Origin of the sequence: Micromonospora sp. NBC_01392, assembly GCF_045040125.1 — a bacterium.
Classification (GTDB): Bacteria; Actinomycetota; Actinomycetes; order Mycobacteriales; family Micromonosporaceae; genus Micromonospora.
Genome location: NZ_CP109549.1, coordinates 3,442,264 through 3,458,587, shown reverse-complemented (window position 1 = coordinate 3,458,587; position 16,324 = coordinate 3,442,264). Strand labels below are relative to the sequence as shown.

20 protein-coding genes are annotated in these 16,324 nt (G+C 72.0%); 9 read left to right on the top strand and 11 right to left on the bottom strand.

Annotated features, from left to right (window positions below):
- The first annotated feature begins 297 nt into the window (after positions 1-297).
- The 3 genes from OG767_RS15515 to OG767_RS15505 all read left to right on the top strand — a co-directional run bounded on the left by OG767_RS15515 (position 298) and on the right by OG767_RS15505 (position 4,552).
- A complete protein-coding gene (locus OG767_RS15515; protein WP_107155581.1) occupies positions 298-981 on the top strand; it encodes a response regulator transcription factor in 684 nt (227 codons plus the stop codon).
- Positions 982-1,238: 257 nt separating this feature from the next.
- Positions 1,239-2,006: an ABC transporter ATP-binding protein gene (locus OG767_RS15510; protein WP_405094044.1), complete on the top strand. Its 768-nt coding sequence runs from the start codon at positions 1,239-1,241 to the stop codon at positions 2,004-2,006.
- Entirely contained in the window at positions 2,006-4,552 is a 2,547-nt protein-coding gene (locus OG767_RS15505) for an ABC transporter permease (RefSeq protein WP_405094043.1), read from the top strand. Before OG767_RS15510 ends, OG767_RS15505 begins: the two co-directional genes overlap by 1 nt.
- Positions 4,553-4,604: 52 nt before the next feature.
- Here OG767_RS15505 and OG767_RS15500 read toward each other — a convergent pair whose 3' ends face one another.
- The 3 genes from OG767_RS15500 to OG767_RS15490 all read right to left on the bottom strand — a co-directional run bounded on the left by OG767_RS15500 (position 4,605) and on the right by OG767_RS15490 (position 6,691).
- Positions 4,605-5,243, bottom strand: coding sequence for an HAD family hydrolase (locus OG767_RS15500; protein WP_405094042.1), 639 nt, complete (start codon positions 5,241-5,243; stop codon positions 4,605-4,607).
- A 115-nt stretch (positions 5,244-5,358) separates the two neighbouring features.
- Positions 5,359-6,108, bottom strand: coding sequence for a neutral zinc metallopeptidase (locus OG767_RS15495; protein ID WP_405094041.1), 750 nt, complete (start codon positions 6,106-6,108; stop codon positions 5,359-5,361).
- A gap of 85 nt (positions 6,109-6,193) precedes the next feature.
- On the bottom strand, positions 6,194-6,691 hold the full coding sequence (locus tag OG767_RS15490) for a hypothetical protein (protein ID WP_146179871.1): 498 nt from the start codon (positions 6,689-6,691) through the stop codon (positions 6,194-6,196).
- A gap of 56 nt (positions 6,692-6,747) precedes the next feature.
- Here OG767_RS15490 and OG767_RS15485 point away from each other — a divergent pair, with 56 nt between their 5' ends.
- Positions 6,748-7,164 (top strand): hypothetical protein, encoded by a 417-nt coding sequence (locus tag OG767_RS15485; protein WP_405094040.1) that lies wholly within the window; start codon positions 6,748-6,750, stop codon positions 7,162-7,164.
- 84 nt (positions 7,165-7,248) lie between these two features.
- Here OG767_RS15485 and OG767_RS15480 read toward each other — a convergent pair whose 3' ends face one another.
- Positions 7,249-7,428: a hypothetical protein gene (locus OG767_RS15480; RefSeq protein WP_281940737.1), complete on the bottom strand. Its 180-nt coding sequence runs from the start codon at positions 7,426-7,428 to the stop codon at positions 7,249-7,251.
- 52 nt (positions 7,429-7,480) lie between these two features.
- The gene (locus OG767_RS15475; protein ID WP_405094039.1) at positions 7,481-7,627 is read right to left on the bottom strand and encodes a hypothetical protein; all 147 of its coding nucleotides are present in this window, start codon (positions 7,625-7,627) and stop codon (positions 7,481-7,483) included.
- A gap of 61 nt (positions 7,628-7,688) precedes the next feature.
- Between OG767_RS15475 and OG767_RS15470 the strand changes: the two genes are divergently transcribed.
- The 3 genes from OG767_RS15470 to OG767_RS15460 all read left to right on the top strand — a co-directional run bounded on the left by OG767_RS15470 (position 7,689) and on the right by OG767_RS15460 (position 9,721).
- Entirely contained in the window at positions 7,689-8,348 is a 660-nt protein-coding gene (locus tag OG767_RS15470) for an HNH endonuclease family protein (protein ID WP_405094038.1), read from the top strand.
- Between the two features lie 99 nt (positions 8,349-8,447).
- Positions 8,448-8,783, top strand: coding sequence for a YnfA family protein (locus tag OG767_RS15465; protein WP_405094037.1), 336 nt, complete (start codon positions 8,448-8,450; stop codon positions 8,781-8,783).
- Between the two features lie 2 nt (positions 8,784-8,785).
- Complete coding sequence (locus tag OG767_RS15460; protein ID WP_405094036.1) at positions 8,786-9,721, top strand: alpha/beta hydrolase family protein; 936 nt, start codon at positions 8,786-8,788, stop codon at positions 9,719-9,721.
- A 58-nt stretch (positions 9,722-9,779) separates the two neighbouring features.
- On the opposite strand, the gene OG767_RS15455 is transcribed toward OG767_RS15460, so the two are convergent.
- Both OG767_RS15455 and OG767_RS15450 read right to left on the bottom strand, forming a co-directional pair.
- Positions 9,780-10,583 (bottom strand): alpha/beta fold hydrolase, encoded by an 804-nt coding sequence (locus OG767_RS15455; RefSeq protein ID WP_405094035.1) that lies wholly within the window; start codon positions 10,581-10,583, stop codon positions 9,780-9,782.
- Positions 10,584-10,614: 31 nt separating this feature from the next.
- Complete coding sequence (locus tag OG767_RS15450; protein WP_405094034.1) at positions 10,615-11,280, bottom strand: DUF4097 family beta strand repeat-containing protein; 666 nt, start codon at positions 11,278-11,280, stop codon at positions 10,615-10,617.
- A gap of 232 nt (positions 11,281-11,512) precedes the next feature.
- Between OG767_RS15450 and OG767_RS15445 the strand changes: the two genes are divergently transcribed.
- On the top strand, positions 11,513-12,268 hold the full coding sequence (locus OG767_RS15445) for a helix-turn-helix domain-containing protein (RefSeq protein ID WP_405094033.1): 756 nt from the start codon (positions 11,513-11,515) through the stop codon (positions 12,266-12,268).
- Between the two features lies 1 nt (position 12,269).
- Here OG767_RS15445 and OG767_RS15440 read toward each other — a convergent pair whose 3' ends face one another.
- Complete coding sequence (locus OG767_RS15440; protein ID WP_405094032.1) at positions 12,270-13,772, bottom strand: FAD-binding oxidoreductase; 1,503 nt, start codon at positions 13,770-13,772, stop codon at positions 12,270-12,272.
- 122 nt (positions 13,773-13,894) lie between these two features.
- Positions 13,895-14,365: a hypothetical protein gene (locus tag OG767_RS15435; protein ID WP_405094031.1), complete on the bottom strand. Its 471-nt coding sequence runs from the start codon at positions 14,363-14,365 to the stop codon at positions 13,895-13,897.
- 92 nt (positions 14,366-14,457) lie between these two features.
- Here OG767_RS15435 and OG767_RS15430 point away from each other — a divergent pair, with 92 nt between their 5' ends.
- Positions 14,458-15,003, top strand: a complete 546-nt coding sequence (locus tag OG767_RS15430) for an HD domain-containing protein (RefSeq protein ID WP_405094030.1) — start codon at positions 14,458-14,460, stop codon at positions 15,001-15,003.
- Here OG767_RS15430 and OG767_RS15425 read toward each other — a convergent pair.
- Positions 15,000-15,470 carry an NUDIX hydrolase gene (locus OG767_RS15425; RefSeq protein WP_405094029.1) on the bottom strand — a complete coding sequence of 157 codons (471 nt, stop codon included), beginning with the start codon at positions 15,468-15,470 and terminating at the stop codon, positions 15,000-15,002. The two genes, OG767_RS15430 and OG767_RS15425, sit on opposite strands and share 4 nt — an antisense overlap.
- Complete coding sequence (locus OG767_RS15420; RefSeq protein WP_405094028.1) at positions 15,467-16,165, bottom strand: XRE family transcriptional regulator; 699 nt, start codon at positions 16,163-16,165, stop codon at positions 15,467-15,469. Before OG767_RS15420 ends, OG767_RS15425 begins: the two co-directional genes overlap by 4 nt.
- Positions 16,166-16,324 lie beyond the last annotated feature (159 nt).

Here is a 16,324-nt window from a genome sequence, read left to right as displayed (position 1 = left end):
CGTGAAAGCGGGCGCCCAGGAACCCTCATGAGCACGCTTTCCGTGAAAGCGGTGGGTGGAGCCGCAGGGCGGGGCGGGTGAGCGCGGGGCGGGGCGGGACGGGGCGGGTGGGGGCGGTGGGTGGGGCGATTGGATCGGATCCGGTGCGGTCGGTATGCGGGAACCGGTCGCCCTCTACGGTGGGTTCCTGCGGACCGGTCGACGCCGGGCGGTGGTCTCCGGGTGTGCGCCCGGCGACCGCCGCGCCCGGCCGACCCGGTTCCGGGCTGACCGCCGTCCAGCAAGACGAGGGAGACGATGACCGACGCCGCCGCGCCCCGACCGGTTCGGGTCCTGCTCGCCGACGACCAGCCGCTGCTGCGTGCCGGGTTCCGGATGGTGCTGGGGGTCGAGGACGACCTGGACATCGTGGGCGAGGCGGGCGACGGCGTGGAGGCGGTGGAGCTGTCCCGGCGGTTGCTGCCCGACGTGGTGCTGATGGACATCCGGATGCCGCGGATGGACGGGGTGGCCGCGACCCGGACGATCGTGGACGCCCGACTGCCGGTACGGGTGCTGGTGCTGACCACGTTCGAACTGGACGAGTACGTGGTCGGCGCGTTGCGCGCCGGGGCGAGCGGCTTCCTGGCCAAGGATGTGCCGGCGGAGGACCTGGTGACCGCGATCCGCACGGTGGCGGCCGGGGAGGCGGTGGTGGCGCCGCGGATCCTGCGCCGGCTGCTGGACCGCTTCGCCGACGTGCTGCCGGATCCGGCGGCCAGCCGACCGCGGGTGCTGGACCCGCTGACCGACCGGGAGCGGGAGGTGCTGGTGCAGGTGGCGCGCGGGCTGTCCAACGCCGAGATCGCCCGGGCGCTGTCGGTCAGCGAGACCACGGTCAAGACGCACGTCGGGCACGTGCTGACCAAGTTGAAGCTGCGGGACCGGGTGCAGGCGGTGGTCCTGGCGTACGAGACGGGGCTGGTGCGGCCGGGGAAATAGATGGCGGCGCTCACGTACCGTGACCAACGGCGGCGGCGTGGGGTTGACCGTGACGCGGCGTGAGGTTCTACCGTCGGCGTCGCCGGTCGGTCAGGGATCACCCTGAGCGGGCCTGGGGGGCGACCCTCACCGGAAATTCGGCACGGAGTCCGCCCGGGGTCGGACGGTTCCGGGCCCGGCGGCACCGAGGATGGAACTGCCGCACCGACCAGCGGGGGCGGTGCGGATCAGCAAGCCAGACGGAAGAGGTAGATGACGTGACCGCGACGGTAGGCCGGCAGGCGCAGGCCGCGGCCCGGGCGAACGACGTGTGGAAGGTGTACGGCAGCGGCGAGGCGCAGGTCATCGCGCTGCGGGGGGTGAGCGCCGAGTTCGAACGCGGCCGGTTCACCGCGATCATGGGGCCGTCGGGCTCGGGCAAGTCGACGTTGATGCACTGCCTCGCCGGTCTGGACTCGGTGACCCGGGGCACCGTGATGATCGGTGAGACGACGGTGACCGGGCTCAACGACTCGGGCCTGACGAAACTGCGCCGGGACAAGGTCGGTTTCATCTTCCAGCAGTTCAACCTGCTGCCGACGCTCACCGCGCAGGAGAACATCCTGCTGCCGCTGTCGATCGCCGGCCGCAGGGCCGACCCGGCCTGGTACGACACGGTGATCGACACGGTCGGGCTGCGGGATCGGCTCGGGCACCGCCCGGCGCAGCTCTCCGGCGGCCAGCAGCAGCGGGTGGCGTGCGCGCGGGCGCTTGTCGCCCGCCCCGAGGTGATCTTCGCGGACGAGCCGACCGGCAACCTGGACTCCCGGTCCGGCGCCGAGGTGCTGAACTTCCTGCGCAGCTCGGTACGCGAGCACGGCCAGACGATCGTCATGGTGACCCACGACCCGACCGCCGCCGCGTACGCCGACCGGGTGGTCTTCCTGGCCGACGGGCAGATCGTCTCGGAGCTGATCGAGCCGACCGCCGACACGGTGCTGGACACGATGAAGAAGCTGGACGCGCCGGTCGAGGTGGGCAACTGATGTTCCGGGCAACGCTGAAGAGCCTGCTGGCGCGCAAGTTGCGCCTGCTGCTGTCCGGGCTGGCGGTGGTGCTCGGCGTCATGTTCGTCTCCGGCGCGTTCGTGCTCACCGACACGCTGGGCCGCTCGTTCGACGCGGTCTTCGCCGACGCCTACGCCGACGTGGACGTGAACGTGGCGGCGAAGCCGAAGGTCGAGGTCTCCGAGACCGAGGGCGAGCAGGTGGCCGGCCCGGTGCCGGCGTCGCTCGTGGACCGGGTGAAGGCGGTGCCGGGCGCGGCGGACGTGCGCGGCGTGGTGGCGGCCGACGGCGCGCGGCTGATCGGCGGCAACGGCAAGGTGGTCACCTCGTTCGGGCCGCCGCAGCTCGGCGAGAACTGGCTGGGCGAGAGCGACCTGGTGTCGTTGCGCGAGGGGCGCGGCCCGCAGGCCGACGACGAGATCGTGGTCAACGCCGCGCTGGCGAAGGCGGCCGGAGTGAAGGTCGGTGACCGGGTCGGCGTGTTGACCCTGTCACCGAAGAAGGAGTTCACGCTGGTCGGCGTGTTCGGCTACAGCGGTGGCCGGGACTCCGTGGGCGGCGCGAACGAGGTCGCGTTCACCACGCCTGTCGCGCAGCGGTTGATGCTCGGCAAGCCGGACGTGTTCTCCAACGTCACCGCGCGGGCGGACGGCACCACGCCGGAGGCGCTGCGCGACGAGGTGTCCGGCGCGCTGGGCGGCGCCTACGACGTCAAGACCGGCGACCAGCTCGCCGACGACGCCTCGGCCGGGCTGAAGGAGGGGTTGTCGTTCTTCAACAAGATCCTCCTCGGTTTCGCCGCGGTGGCGTTGCTGGTCGGCACGTTCCTGATCCTCAACACCTTCTCGATCATCGTGGCCCAGCGCACGCGTGAGCTGGCGCTGATGCGGGCCATCGGGGCCAGCGGCCGGCAGGTCATCGGCTCGGTGGTGCTGGAAGCGGTCGCGGTGGGCCTGATCGCCTCGGTGCTCGGCCTGGCCGCCGGCATCGGGGTGGGCGCGCTGCTGGCGTACCTGTTCGGGAAGCTCGCCGGTGGTCTCACGCTGGCCGGGCTGGGGGTGCCGCCGGCGGCGGTGATCGGCGCGTTCGCGGTCGGTCTGCTGATCACGGTGGTCGCGGCGCTGCTGCCGGCGCTGCGCGCCGCGCGGATCCCCCCGATCGCCGCGATGCAGGACGTCGCCACGCCGGACCGGCCGCTGACCAAGGTGACCGTCGGCGGCGCGGTGGTCACCACGGTCGGCGCGGTGCTGCTCTTCCTCGGCCTCAGCGGCAACGCCGGCGGCAACACGCTGGCGACCATCCTCGGCGGCGTGCTGTTCGCGTTCATCGGGGTGGCGCTGCTGACGCCGGTGATCAGCCGGCCGGTGGTGTCGCTGCTCGGCGCGATCTTCTCCTGGTCGGTGCCGGGCAAGCTGGGCCGGTTGAACTCGGGCCGTAACCCGCGCCGGACCGCGATCACCGCCGCCGCGCTGATGGTGGGCATCGCGCTGGTGACCGGCGTGACGGTGATCCTGGACTCGGCGAAGGGCAGCATCAGCGCGCTCGCCGAGGACCGGATCAAGGCCGAGCTGGTGATCTCCGGCGCCTCGTCCGGGCCGCGTCCGGCGAGCTTCGACGCGGCGGTGCTGGAGAAGACCGCCGCGATCCCAGGCGTGCAGTTGGTCGACGGCGAGTACGGCGACATGGCCACGGTGGGCGGCGAGCGGACCTGGGTGGCGGCGTCGAGCAACGTGGCGGCGCTGGAGCGGATCTTCGGGGCGAAGGCCACCGCCGGTGACATCAGCCGGCTGGCCCCGGACCAGATGCTGCTCAGCTCGGACACCGCGAAGTCCCGCAACCTGTCGGTCGGTTCGACCGTGCCGGTGCAGTTGTCCCGCGGCGAGGCCCGCACGTACACGGTCAGCGGCATCTACGAGAGTTCCCAGCTCACCAACCCGGTGGTGTTGCCGCCGCAGGCGACCGCCGACTTCGCCATCCCGCAGCCCATCCAGGGCTTCGTGCAGCTCACCCCGGGTACCTCGGTGGGCGCGGTGCAGCCGCAGGTCGAGCGGCTGCTGGCGGACAGCCCGGAGGTGTCGGTGGCGGACCGGGCGGCGTTCATCAAGCAGCAGACCAGCCAGCTCGACACGCCGCTGCGGATGATCCAGATCCTGTTGGCGCTGGCCATCGTGATCGCGGTGCTGGGCATCATCAACACGCTCGCGTTGTCGGTGCTGGAGCGCACCCGTGAGCTGGGCCTGCTGCGGGCGATCGGCCTGCGTCGGGCCCAGACCATGCGGATGATCACGGTCGAGGCGGTGGTGATCTCGATCTTCGGCGCGTTGCTCGGCGTGGTGGTCGGCACCGGTCTCGGCGCGGCGGTGGTCCGGGCGCTCAAGGACGAGGGCATCACCGACCTGGTCCTGCCCTGGGGCCAGATGGTGACGTTCCTGGTGCTGGCCGCGATCATCGGTGTGGTCGCGGCGGTGCTGCCGGCGATCCGGGCCGCGCGGATCAACGTGCTCGGCGCCATCGCCCACGACTGAGGTGTAAGGAAGGGCCCCTTCTTAACGCCAGGCGTTAAGAAGGGGCCCTTCCTTACCGGTTCAGCAGCGCGGCGAGCAGCTCCAGGTCCGCCGCGGTGAGGCTCTCCACCTGGTGTACGCCGTCGGTCGGCGGCAGCGGCACCTCGGCCGGTACGGCCAGCACCGCCGCGCCGGCGGCCAACGCGCTCGCCACGCCGGTCGGTGAGTCCTCGATCGCCACGCACCGCTCGATCGGCACGCCCAGCAGCTTCGCGGCGGTCAGGTACGGCTCCGGGTGCGGCTTGGCCTCGCCCACCTCGTCGCCGCAGACCACCGCGTCGAAGCTGTCCCGGCCGAGGGTCTCCAGCGCGACCTCGACCAGGGACCGGCCGCTGGAGGTGACAAGCGCGGTGGGAATGCCGGCGGCCCGGACGGCGCGCAGCAACGCCAACGCGCCGGGACGCCAGCGCAGCCCGGTGCGGAACAGGTCGAGGATCCGCGCGCTGATCCAGTCGGCGCTGGCCTGCGGGTCGCGGTCCGGCTGGCCCAGGTCGGCGTGCACGATCCGCATGGAGTCGGCCATCGCGGTGCCGATGATCGCGTGACGGGCCTCGGCGGAGAGCGTGCCGCCGTAGACGGCGGCCAGCTCCTGCAACGCGACGTCCCACAGCTTCTCGCTGTCGACGAGCGTGCCGTCCATGTCGAAGAGCACGGCGGCGGGGTGTGGGCTGCTCAGCGGGGGCCTCCTTCGGTGGGTGTGCCCCACCGATCCTGCCAGCCGGACCCGGCCCGGCCGGCGGCGCCGCCGGCCGGGGTGACCTGTGGCATCAGCCGAGGTCGCACACCTTCAGCGAGTTCTCGTAACCGGCGAAGAACTTCTCGCTGCGCTGCTCGGCGGTGCCGTGCGCGCCCTCGGCGAACCACGGCTGGTCCGGGTCGTCGCCGACCGCCAGCAGCCCTTCCCGGAACTCGTCCAGGTCGCCGTCCTCCACCTTGAGCGTCCCGGCGCGCACGCTGTCGCCCAGGTAGGCCCCGGCCATGCAGTCGGCCTGCAACTCCTGCTGGATGGTGTAGTCGTAGCGGATGCCGAGCCGGGTCTGCACGCCGTGCGCGTACTCGTGGCCGAGCAGGTAGAACAGGAACGCGTCGCCGATCTGCCGGAACGCCGACACCGACCAGTTCACGTCGTAGGCGATGAAGTCGCCGGCCGAGCAGTAGACGGCGTTGTTGCGCGGCAGCGGCTGCCCGCCGCAGGACACCTCACCGGCCCGGGTGTACGCCACCACCCGTCGAACCGGCCGGAAGCGTTCCCCGGAGGAGCGGAACTGCGCGGTCCAGTACTGCTCGGCGCCGGCCACCGCGTCGGAGAAGTCCTGCTTGAACTCGGCGACGCTGGTGGTGCCGTCGGCCCGGGTGGTCTCCGCGCCGGGGGACGCCGCCCGCCCGCTGCGCTCGGGGGCGGGCTGCTGCGGCTCGCCCTGGTCGAGCCCGCCACCCATGCAGCCGGCGGCCACCACCGCGGCCACCACCAGCCCGGCGAGCGGCCCGAGCCGCCGACGTCCCGTCCTGTCCCCCACGACTACCTCCCGGCTGTCCAACCTGTGTTCCGCGCAGTACCCCGGTATCCACCGGCTCTCACGCATCGGCGGCGGCGAACGTTCATCAGGTGTCGACGGCGGTGATCAGCAGCAGCGCCGCGCCGGGGTCGAAGCGCACCTCGGCGGCGCCCGCGTCGTGGTCGACGCTGCGGTGCCAACGCACGCCGGCCGGCACGTACCCGGCGAGCGCCGGCCACACCTCGGGCGCCGCGCCGGTCACCGGCGTCCAGGTGTACGCGGCGGCGAGCGCGCGGGCGTCGGCCGGGGTCAGCCGCACCACCGCCTGGTAGCGCCGGTCGGTCGGGCCGGGCGCACGGGAGCAGGCGAAACTCGGATAGTCGACCTGCCAGTGGATCTCCGGGTACGCGCCGATGCCCGGCACGTCGGCGTCGGTCCACCGCCGGTCGGTGCGGACCTTGGCCTCCTCGGCGGCGACCCGTGCCGCGCAGTCCCGCTCCTCGCCGTCACCGGTGCGGGCCAGCCAGGTCACGCCGCCGCAGGCGGCCAGCAGCGCGACGCCGAGCGCGGCGGCGAGCACGAGGAACCATGATCGTCGGGTCACGCCGGCAGGGTAGCCACCGCCGGCCACCGTGGAGCGCCCCCGGTACAGTCCCGGCCGTGAATCCCGACGTGACACTCGCCAGCGTCGTCTACTGGCGGCGCAGCCTCTGGAACGGCCGGCGGTGCGTGCCGGTGCTGATGACGCTCGACCAGGGCCGGCTGCGCGCCCGGGACCGGCACGGCGCGGAGGTGTTCGCGGCGCCCGTCGGCCAGGTGCGGGGGCGGTTGACCCGGCTGGGCACGCTGCTGCTGACCGTCGACGGTCGGCGGTACGACGTGGTCGGGCGGGGGTCGGACATCTCGCCGTCGCCCAGCCCCGATCAGCGGCGCGGGCTGGACGAGTTCTGGGCGCACCGGAGGCCGCCCTCCGGCGACGGGCCGGGCTTCCTCGACCTGGCGTTCAACGGGGCTGCCGCGTTCCACACCCGGTCCTGGCGGGACGCGCTGGCCCGCGCGGGCGCGGCGGTGCGCTGACCGACGTCGACGAGCTGGCTCACCGGGTGCGCCGCCGGGCCGGCCCTCGGCCGGCGCCGTCGCGCGGGGCCGTGGGACGGGCGTCTAGTCCAGGCCGCGCATGATGTGCGGCTCGCCGTCGTCGTCGCCGAAGCAGCGGTGCAGGATCTGGGCGCGGGCCCACAGGTCCAGGCTGCTCGGCGGGCCGGCCGGCGTCGACCGGACCGGCGCGGCCAGGACGGGGCCCTGGTCGGGCGGCACCTTCGACGTCACCTCGTCGGCCATCTGGCGCCCCTTTCGTCGTACCCCAGGCTCGTCACCGGCCGTCTCGACCGCGTCAATCGGACGGCGCGGGCGTGGACGCGGCGCTGCCGCCTCTTCTGCGAAGGTAGCCCGCCGGGCCGGCCGGCACAGTCGAATTCGTGTCGTCCTCGGGCGCGGCGCCGATGGTCAGGCGATGTTCACCGAGATCGACCTGGACCATGACGTCCACATCTGTCTATATGGATGGGACAGTCGCGCCATTCCCGTACGGATGGAGTCCCATGTCCCGCAACCTGCGCGCCACGGCCATCAGCCTCGCCGCGATCCTGGCCACCACCCTCGGCCTCGCCCAGCCAGCCCCCGCCGCCGGCTACTCCGCGTCGCTCACCACCGCGGTCGCCGGCCTGTCCGTCGCCACCGAGGTCCGCACCGGTTACAGCCGTGACCTGTTCCCGCACTGGATCGACGCCGACGGCGACGGCTGCCACACCCGCAACGAGGTGCTCTACGCCGAGGCCACCACGAAGCCCACGATCAGCGGCACCTGCACGCTCTCCGGCGGCCGGTGGTACTCCTACTACGACAACGCCACCTGGACGGCCACCGGCGACCTGGACATCGACCACATGGTCCCGCTCGCCGAGGCCTGGGACTCCGGCGCCCGGAACTGGACCACCAGCCGCCGCCAGGCGTACGCGAACGACCTGGGTGACGCGCGCGCCCTGGCCGCGGTGACCGACAACGTCAACCAGGCCAAGGGCGACCAGGACCCGGCCACCTGGCTGCCGCCGTACGCCTCGGCCCGTTGCCGCTACGTCGGCGAGTGGGTGGCGGTCAAGATCCGCTGGCGGCTCACCGTGGACAGCGCGGAGAAGAGCGCGCTGACCAGTTGGGCGAACAACTGCCCGGCCGCCACCATCTCGGTCACCTACGCGTACTGAGGCGTTGCGGCGCCCGGGCCCGACCGGCCCGGGCGCCACTTTCGCCCCTGCCCGCACCTCCGCTCCAGCGGCAAGATCGATGACGGTACGGTCGGACCCATGACCGTCGCGCGATCCATCCTGCTGTTCCTGGTCGCCGCGCTGGCCGAGATCGGCGGCGCCTGGCTGGTCTGGCAGGGCTGGCGGGAGAACCGCGGCCTGCTCTGGATCGCGGGCGGGATCATCGCGCTCGGCGTCTACGGCTTCGTGGCCACGTTCCAGCCCGACCCGAACTTCGGGCGCATCCTCGCCGCCTACGGCGGCGTCTTCGTCGCCGGGTCGCTCGCCTGGGGCATGCTCGTCGACAAGTTCCGGCCCGACCGCTACGACCTCGCCGGCGCGGCCATCTGCCTGGTCGGCGTCGCGATCATCATGTACGCGCCGCGCACGAGCTGACCGTGCTGTTCGCCCCGGAGACGACGGAACTGTCCTTCCGCCACGGCGACGACGTGCTGGTCGGCGATCTGGTCCGGCCACCCTGGCCGGGGCCGTACCCGGCGGTGGTCTTCGTCGAGGGCTCCGGCCCGGGCGGTCGCGACCAGCGGGAGTGGCAGACCCGGCTGGCCGCCGCCGGCTTCGCCAGCCTCGCCTACGACAAGCCCGGCTCCGGCGCGTCCACCGGCGACTGGACCCGACAGAGCATGACCGACCGGGCCGACGAGACCCTGGCCGGGGTGAACGCGCTGCGGGCACGGTCGGACGTGCACGCGGGCGCCGTCGCGTTGATCGGCGGCAGCCAGGGTGGATGGGTGGCGCCGCTCGCCGCGTCCCGCTCCCCTGCCGCCGTCGCCGCGGTGGTGAGCGTGTCAGGTCCCGGCGTCGGCGTGGTGGCGCAGGAGGAGTACCGGCTGGGTCACCAACTCACCGCGACGGGCTTCACCGCCGACGACGCCCGTCAGGCGCTGGCACTGTTCCACGAGCAGATCGATCGGGTTCGGGCCGGCGACGACCCGGCCGCTGTGCACGCGGCGCAGGCCCGCTGGCATGACGCGCCCTGGTACGCGTTGCTCGCCGGCACCTCGCCCGCCTCGATCGCCTTCCTCGCCGGCATCGCCGAGCACGACCCGGAGCCGGCGCTCGCCGCCCTGCGCTGCCCGTTGCTGGCGATCTTCGGCGCCGACGACGTGCAGGTCCCGGTCGGGGCCAGCGTGCGCGCCCTCGACCGGATCCTCGTCGACGCCCGGCACACCGACCACACGATCGTGGTGTTCCCGGGCGCCGACCACGGTATCCGGGTCCGGGGTGCGCGGGCGCCCGGCTTCGACGAGCTGGTCGTGACCTGGCTCCAGCACCGGCTCTCCCACCGCCGTGGCTACTCCGCGCCGGACCGCTGACCATGACGGTGGCGGCGACCGCCGTCCGACTCGCCACCGCCACCGTCATGATCGCCCGTCACCGGTCGGTCGTCGCCACGTCGGCGAGGGCGGCGACCTCGCGGACGGCCGCGACGATGGCCGGGGCATCCTTCTTGAGCAGCGCGCCGTGGTTGCTGGCGACCTTCGCGCTGATCCGGATGTTCGGGTTGCGGGCGGTCACCGCGTCCAGCCCGGCGCGGATCCGTTCCTGCTCGTCGCCGCGGCTGCCGAGAGACGTGCCCGACGCGACCACGTAACGCACCGGGACGGTGATCCGGTCGAGCACCGGGCCCAGTTCGCGTTCCCGGGACAGTCGGCCGAGCTCGATGTTGCTCTCGGCCTGCTGCGCGGCGCTCATCCGCGGGGTCAGGCCGGTGGGGCGCAGCAGCGGCGTGAACCAGCCCATCCGCTTGAACAGCTTTCGAATCCGCAGCTCCATGGCCTCGTCGAGCCAGTCGTAGGGAAACGCGCCGTCGACCAGGACCGCGCCCACCGTACGGTCGGGATTGCGCTCGGCCCAGTGCGCGCCGACGACGGCGCCGTAGGACCAGCCCACCAGCAGCGCCCGGTGCACGCCCCGAGCCGCGAGCACGGCGTCGACGTCGCGGACGGCGGCGGCGAAGGAGTAGTCGGCCGACCGCTGCGACCGGCCCCGGGCCCGTTCGTCGTAGGTGATGTGCCGCCAGCCGTCGCCCAGGTCGGCGATGACCCGCCGCCAGTAGCCCTGGGTGGCGAACTGGCCGTTGAGGTACAGCACGGGGACGCCGTCGCCGCCGGTGTCGGTGACCGCCAGGGCGGTGTCCTCGACGGGCACCTTCCCGGTCCACGCGTTCTTCATCATGATCCTGCTCCTGCCGTTGAGTGGGGGTGCGTCAGAGGCTGCGGGCGGTGATGTCGCCGTGCGAGGTGGTGGCCCGGATGTCGAGCACGGGGGCGCCGTCGTTGCGCAGGGCGTTGCTGACGCGGCCGTGGTCGGTGCCGGCGTCCAGGCTGGCCGGGACACCGCTGGCGGCGGCGACGGTGATGTCGCCGGAGCGGGTGCGGAGCACGACCGTGCCGCGTACCGCCTCGGCGATCCGGATGTCGCCCCGCGCGGTGCTGATCTCCGCCGCGCCGGTGAGCCGGCCGATCTCGACGTCACCGTCGGTCGCGGTCAGGTGCACGCTCGCGGCCTCGTCGATCTTTACCTGCCGGTACGCGCCGTCGACGGTGACGTCGCCGAGGCGGCCGACGCCGCGTACCTCGACGGCGCCGGAGGTGGCCTGGAGGTCGGAGCCGGCGGGCATCCGCACGGTGACCTCGACGGATCCGGGGGCGCCGATGATCCGGGCGGCGGGCTCGGGGACGTGGAGCCGCAGGACGCCGTCGGCGTAGCTGACGACCGCCTGCTCCGCGCTGCGGGCGTCGCGGCTGCGGGCGGCGTCCGCGGGTCGGACCTCGACGCTGGTGTCGGCGCGGTCCGCGGCGATGACCTGGATACGCCCGGCGGGGACGTCCAGGACGGCGGAGATGGGGGCGGGGGTGGCGAACGTCGGCACGGTGCTCTCCCAGGGTTTCGGTGCTTGTTTCCAACACCGGAAACGCTACGTTGCTTTCCGCATTGCGGCAACAAACTCGTTGCACCCAGAGAGCGTTTATCCAGCTCAGATCGTTTCAATCATTGCAACAGGTCGCGACGTAATGCAACATGGCCAACAACTTCCGTTGCAACAGCCTGGTGGCGAACGCTATGCTGCCCACCGAACGCGGGCCGGACGGGAGGAGTACGACGTGCCGGGCAGCAGACTCACCCAGCAGGAGCGCCAGCGGATCGCGTCGGGGCTGGCCGAGAGCCTCGCCTACGCGGAGATCGCGCGACGACTCGATCGTCCGACCTCCACGATCACCCGGGAGGTGATGCGCAACGGCGGCCCCACCGCCTACCGCGCCGAACTGGCCCACCGCGCCACCGAACGTCGCGCCCGGCGGCGCACGACCGCCGCCCCCCGGGGGTCGGAGTCACTCCCCCAGCCGCGAGGACGCGACGCCGAGGCCTTGACCGAGTACGAGGAGACGCTGACCACCGTCCTCCTGGCCTCAGGCCTGCCGACGATGGCTGCCCGGGTCCTGACCTGCCTGTTCACCAGCGACGAGGGCAGCCTCACCGCGGCCGACCTCACCCGGCACCTCCAGGTCAGCCCCGCCTCCGTCTCCAAGGCGATCGCCTTCCTCGCGGGGCAGAGCCTGGTCCGCCGGGAACGCGACGACAGCCGCCGGGAGCGCTACGTCGTCGACGACGACCTCTTCTACCAGGCGACGATCGCCAGCGCACGGGCCAACGACCAACTCGTCACCGTCGCCCGCCAGGGCGTCGCCCTGCTCGGACCCGACACCCCAGCCGCCGCCCGACTGGAGAACATCGCCCGCTTCCTCGACTTCATCAGCGAGAACATCACCCGCGCCGCGGAACAGGCCCGCGACATCCTCCGCACCGCTCCCCGGGCGCCCGGGGAGAACATGCCGGACGGTGAGCCCGCTCGCGACTAGCTCAGCAGGACGCGGGCGGGATGCTCTGCTCGTACTGGAAGACGTTGTGCGGGTCGTACATCGCCTTGATCCGGCGGAGGCGCTCCACGTTCGGCCCCCAGTAGGCGGTCTCCCACTCCTGCATGCCGATGTTCGGCACGTTGACGTAGGCGCCGTCCACGTAGGGCCGCAGCGCCTGGCTGAACTCGGCGATCCACGCCTGGGCCGCCGGGGTCAGGGCGTCGCCGCTGTCCGGCACTCCCCGGGTCCCCCAGCCGGCGCCCGGCTCGGAGTAGAAGATCGCGTCGCGGTGCGGGAACGCCGACCCGCCGGCCGGCTGCTTCGCCTGCGCGCCGACTCCGAACGCCTGGGTGAAGAAGTTGCTGTCGTCGGTGGGCGCGACCGCCATGAACGAGCGGATGATCTCGATCGCCTCCGGCGGGAACGGCCGGCGGGTGAACTGGGAGAAGAACTTCCAGTTCGCCGGTTCGTCCTGGGTCGGGATCTGGAACCCGGCGTAGATGTCGCCCCAGCCGCCGATCTGCACCGTGACCTGCGGACTGCCGACCGACAGGACCGGCGCCAGCAGCCTCCGCACCTCCGCCTCGGTGCCCTCGGCGAGCACGCCGAACAGCAGGATCTGCGACCGGTGGATCTCCAACTGGGAGCCGAGGCGCACGTCGGTGAAAGGCGCGGTGCGCTGCCACCGGTCGAAGACGCCCCGCAGGTCGTCCAGGCCCGACCAGGTCGCCTGAAGGTAGGCGACGCCGCGCAGCGGGGCCACCCGGTAGGTCAGCGAGGTGACGATGCCGAAGTTGCCGTTACCCGCCCCGCGCAGGGCCCAGAGCAGGTCCGCGTGGTTTCTCAGGTCCACCTCGACCGCCCTGGCGCCGTTGGCGCCCGACGCGACGACGACCTCCGCCCCGATCAGGTTGTCGCAGGCCATGCCGAGCCAGCGGGTCAGGAAGCCGAAACCCCCGCCCAGGGTCGCCCCGGACAGGCCCACGCTGCCCTCCGTACCGGTCGTCACCGCGAGACCCTGCTGGGCGAGCGCGGTGACCGCCTCCAACTGGTTGAGCCCGGCGCCGACACGCGCGGTGAGCGTGGCCGGGTTGATGTCGGCCGACTTCAGCTCACTGACGTCGATCACGATGCCGTTGTCCACGTTCGACCAGCCCTCAAGGCTGTGCCGGCCACTGCGTACCCGCAGCGCGACGTTGTTCTGCCGCGACCAGGCGAGCGCGTTCACCACATCCTGGGTGTTCTGCGCGAACACGATGACCAGCGGGTTGCGGACGAACAGCTCGTCCCAGCCGAGGCTCGCGGTCGGATAGTCGGGGTCGCCGAACCGCACGATGCGGCCGGTCAGCTGCGCCGGCGGGCACTCGGCCCAGACGGGCACCCCGGAGCCGTCGGTGCCGGTGACCGCCTGGGCGGGCCCGCCGAGCACGGCCGGGGCGACGACCGCCCCGGCGCCCACGGCGGCCGTCGCCTGGAGCAGCTTGCGACGCGAGATGTCATGCATGGTCGTGGCCTCTCGATCGGGTCGGCGTGCGCCCTCACGTTAGGACCGGACAGTTGCCCATATAACCGGAAGAGGATGTGAGAACCCTTCCGAGTGATGCCGATCTGGGACAGATTTCGACGTCAGGCGCCGAGCGCCTCCCGCACCGCGTCCAGGAAGGCCAGGCGCGGCCACTCGAACAGGTCCCGCGGGTCCTGCCCCTCCGGCACGCCCTCCCACACGGCGCCGTTGAGCACCAGGAAGTACGCCCGGGCGGCGTCGTGCACCGGGATCGGGAACAGCAGGCGGATCATCCGCTCCGCGACCCAGAACTGGTTCATCACCGACTGCGTCTGCGTCGGCCACTCCTCGCCGTCCTCCCACCAGTCGGGGCGGGTGAACGCGCACCGTTCGGCGTCGGCCCCCACCGTGACGAACCGCTCCACCAGCGCCAGCCGCTCGGCCCGCCGGGCCTCCGCCCGGGCGAGATCCTGTTTACGCTGCTCGGTCCGGGCCGCCATCCGCTGGGTCGAATGCTGCACCAGATAGGAGAGCCCGCCGCCGATGGCCACGCCGCCCAACGACGTCACCGCCGTCCACACCTCCACCGCCACGCACGCATGGTCCCCAGCCGGGCCGATCATGTCCACTCAGGCGGTCGAACCCAATCCCGACAACGTGTTCGACGGCCCCGTAGCCTGGCAGCGTGACCCCTCTGGCTGACCACGCCGCGCGGCTTGCGGGGCGATGCCTGGCCGTGGCGCTCCCGCGCAGGTGGAAGCATGTGCGCGCCGTCGGTGTGAAGGCTGAGCGCCTTGGCCGGCTGGTCGGGGAGGACGCGCAACTGCTCGCCGCTGCCGGGTGGCTGCATGACGTCGGCTATGCCCCGGCCGTCGCGGACACCGGCTTCCACGCGCTCGACGGCGCCCGATGGCTGCTCCGCCAGGGCTTTCCCCCGCGTCTGGCGGGCCTGGTCGCTCATCACTCCTGCGCGTCGTACGAGGCCGAGGAGAGAGGGATGAAGCCCGACCTCATGGCGGAGTTCCCCTTCGAGGAGTCGCCGACATCCGACGCTCTCTGGTACGCCGACATGACGACAGGGCCCGACGGTCAGGACCTGACCGTGGAAGAGCGGTTGGCGGAGATCCGTGACCGGTACGGCCCGGACGACCTGGTGACCCGCTTCTGGGCCAAGGCGGAGCCGCCGCTGCTCGACGCCATCCGCCGCACGGAACAACGACTGGCGACCTAACCGATGTACGGCTGCTGCCGGTCTTCGAGACCGTGGTCGATCCGCAGCCGCATCGACGGGTGGATCGTCAGATCAGACAACTCGCCGGGCGCCAACCATCGCACCTCCGACGACTCGTCGCTCGGTGCGGGCTGGCCGCTGACGTAGCGCGCGCGAAGGCAGACGGAGAACTGCTGCCGCACCTCGCCGTCGCTGTACTCGACCACGTGACTCGGGTTGGTGTAGATCCCCACGATGCCGGTCACCTCGACCTCGACCCCGGTCTCCTCGCGCGTCTCACGGACGGCCGCCTCGGCGATGTACTCCCCGAACTCCTGGGCGCCACCGGGCAGCGCCCACAGGTGGTTGTCGGTGCGCTCGATGAGCAGCACCCGCCCCTGCCCGTCCTGCACGAAGACCGACACCGCAGCGACGATGCTGTTCGGCTTCGGCGCATCGGGGTTCTCGAAGTGGTCGATCCGACTCATGGCCCCAGCCCGTTGGCCGTCGACCGCTCAGGCCAGACGGCCCGCTTCTTCCCCAGCACCTGCGTGAAGCTCGCGACGTAGCCGTCGAACAACTCCCCACCGCCGATGCGGCGCAGGTGCAGCACCGGGGCATAGGCGGCCGGTGTGCCGTAGAGGTGAGTGTTCACCAGCATCTCGTCGTCGAAGCGGTAGATGGAGTTGTAGAGGATCGTGTCGTGGTAGTAGATCCCGACGTTGTCCAGGCCCCGCAGTTCCCGGTAGAACGCCAGCGCGTTGAGGATCTTGCTCGACATGGCCGCGCCGATGTCCTCGTCGGCGCCGCGCTCGGTGATGTTCTTGCCGTCCGGGTCGCCGAACAGCAGGTCCACCCGGGTGCCAGCCAACGCCTTCTCGCGCAGCGTGGACACCCATCGGTGGTTGAACTCAGGCAGGAACAAGCCACCATAGACCAGGACTCCGACCTGCCGGGTGGCCTTCTCGAGGAGCTGCTGCCAGAGGTCCGTCGGGACGGCCCCGCGACGCGGGTAGATGTGGACGACCTCGGACTGGCTGACCTGCACCGCCCGCTGCTTCGGCAGGGCGTCCGGCCAGAGGTACGACTCACTCTCGTCCAGCAGTTCCGCGATGGTGTGGCGGTAACGCGGGTACGGGTTACGGCCCTGCGTGATCCAGCGCTCCACGGTCTTCGGATCCACACCGATTTCCCCGGCGAGCGAGGCTGGCGTCAGCCCCTTCTTCAGCAAACCACTGCGAAGACGGTCGTTCGGCATCGAAACCCCTGGTCGGAGAGCTGCGGACGACTTGCCGGGACGATCGAACCTACCAAGGACGTCCCATGCCGTCCATCACCTGAG

Bases quoted from the DNA above. Each gene is read 5' to 3' on its own strand.
- OG767_RS15515 (WP_107155581.1), top strand. From the start codon at position 298: ATGACCGACGCCGCCGCGCCCCGACCGGTTCGGGTCCTGCTCGCCGAC.
- OG767_RS15505 (WP_405094043.1), top strand. From the start codon at position 2,006: ATGTTCCGGGCAACGCTGAAGAGCCTGCTGGCGCGCAAGTTGCGCCTG.
- OG767_RS15480 (WP_281940737.1), bottom strand. From the start codon at position 7,428: ATGGCCGACGAGGTGACGTCGAAGGTGCCGCCCGACCAGGGCCCCGTC.
- OG767_RS15475 (WP_405094039.1), bottom strand. From the start codon at position 7,627: ATGGTCCAGGTCGATCTCGGTGAACATCGCCTGACCATCGGCGCCGCG.
- OG767_RS15470 (WP_405094038.1), top strand. From the start codon at position 7,689: ATGTCCCGCAACCTGCGCGCCACGGCCATCAGCCTCGCCGCGATCCTG.
- OG767_RS15465 (WP_405094037.1), top strand. From the start codon at position 8,448: ATGACCGTCGCGCGATCCATCCTGCTGTTCCTGGTCGCCGCGCTGGCC.
- OG767_RS15455 (WP_405094035.1), bottom strand. From the start codon at position 10,583: ATGATGAAGAACGCGTGGACCGGGAAGGTGCCCGTCGAGGACACCGCC.
- OG767_RS15440 (WP_405094032.1), bottom strand. From the start codon at position 13,772: ATGCATGACATCTCGCGTCGCAAGCTGCTCCAGGCGACGGCCGCCGTG.
- OG767_RS15425 (WP_405094029.1), bottom strand. From the start codon at position 15,470: ATGAGTCGGATCGACCACTTCGAGAACCCCGATGCGCCGAAGCCGAAC.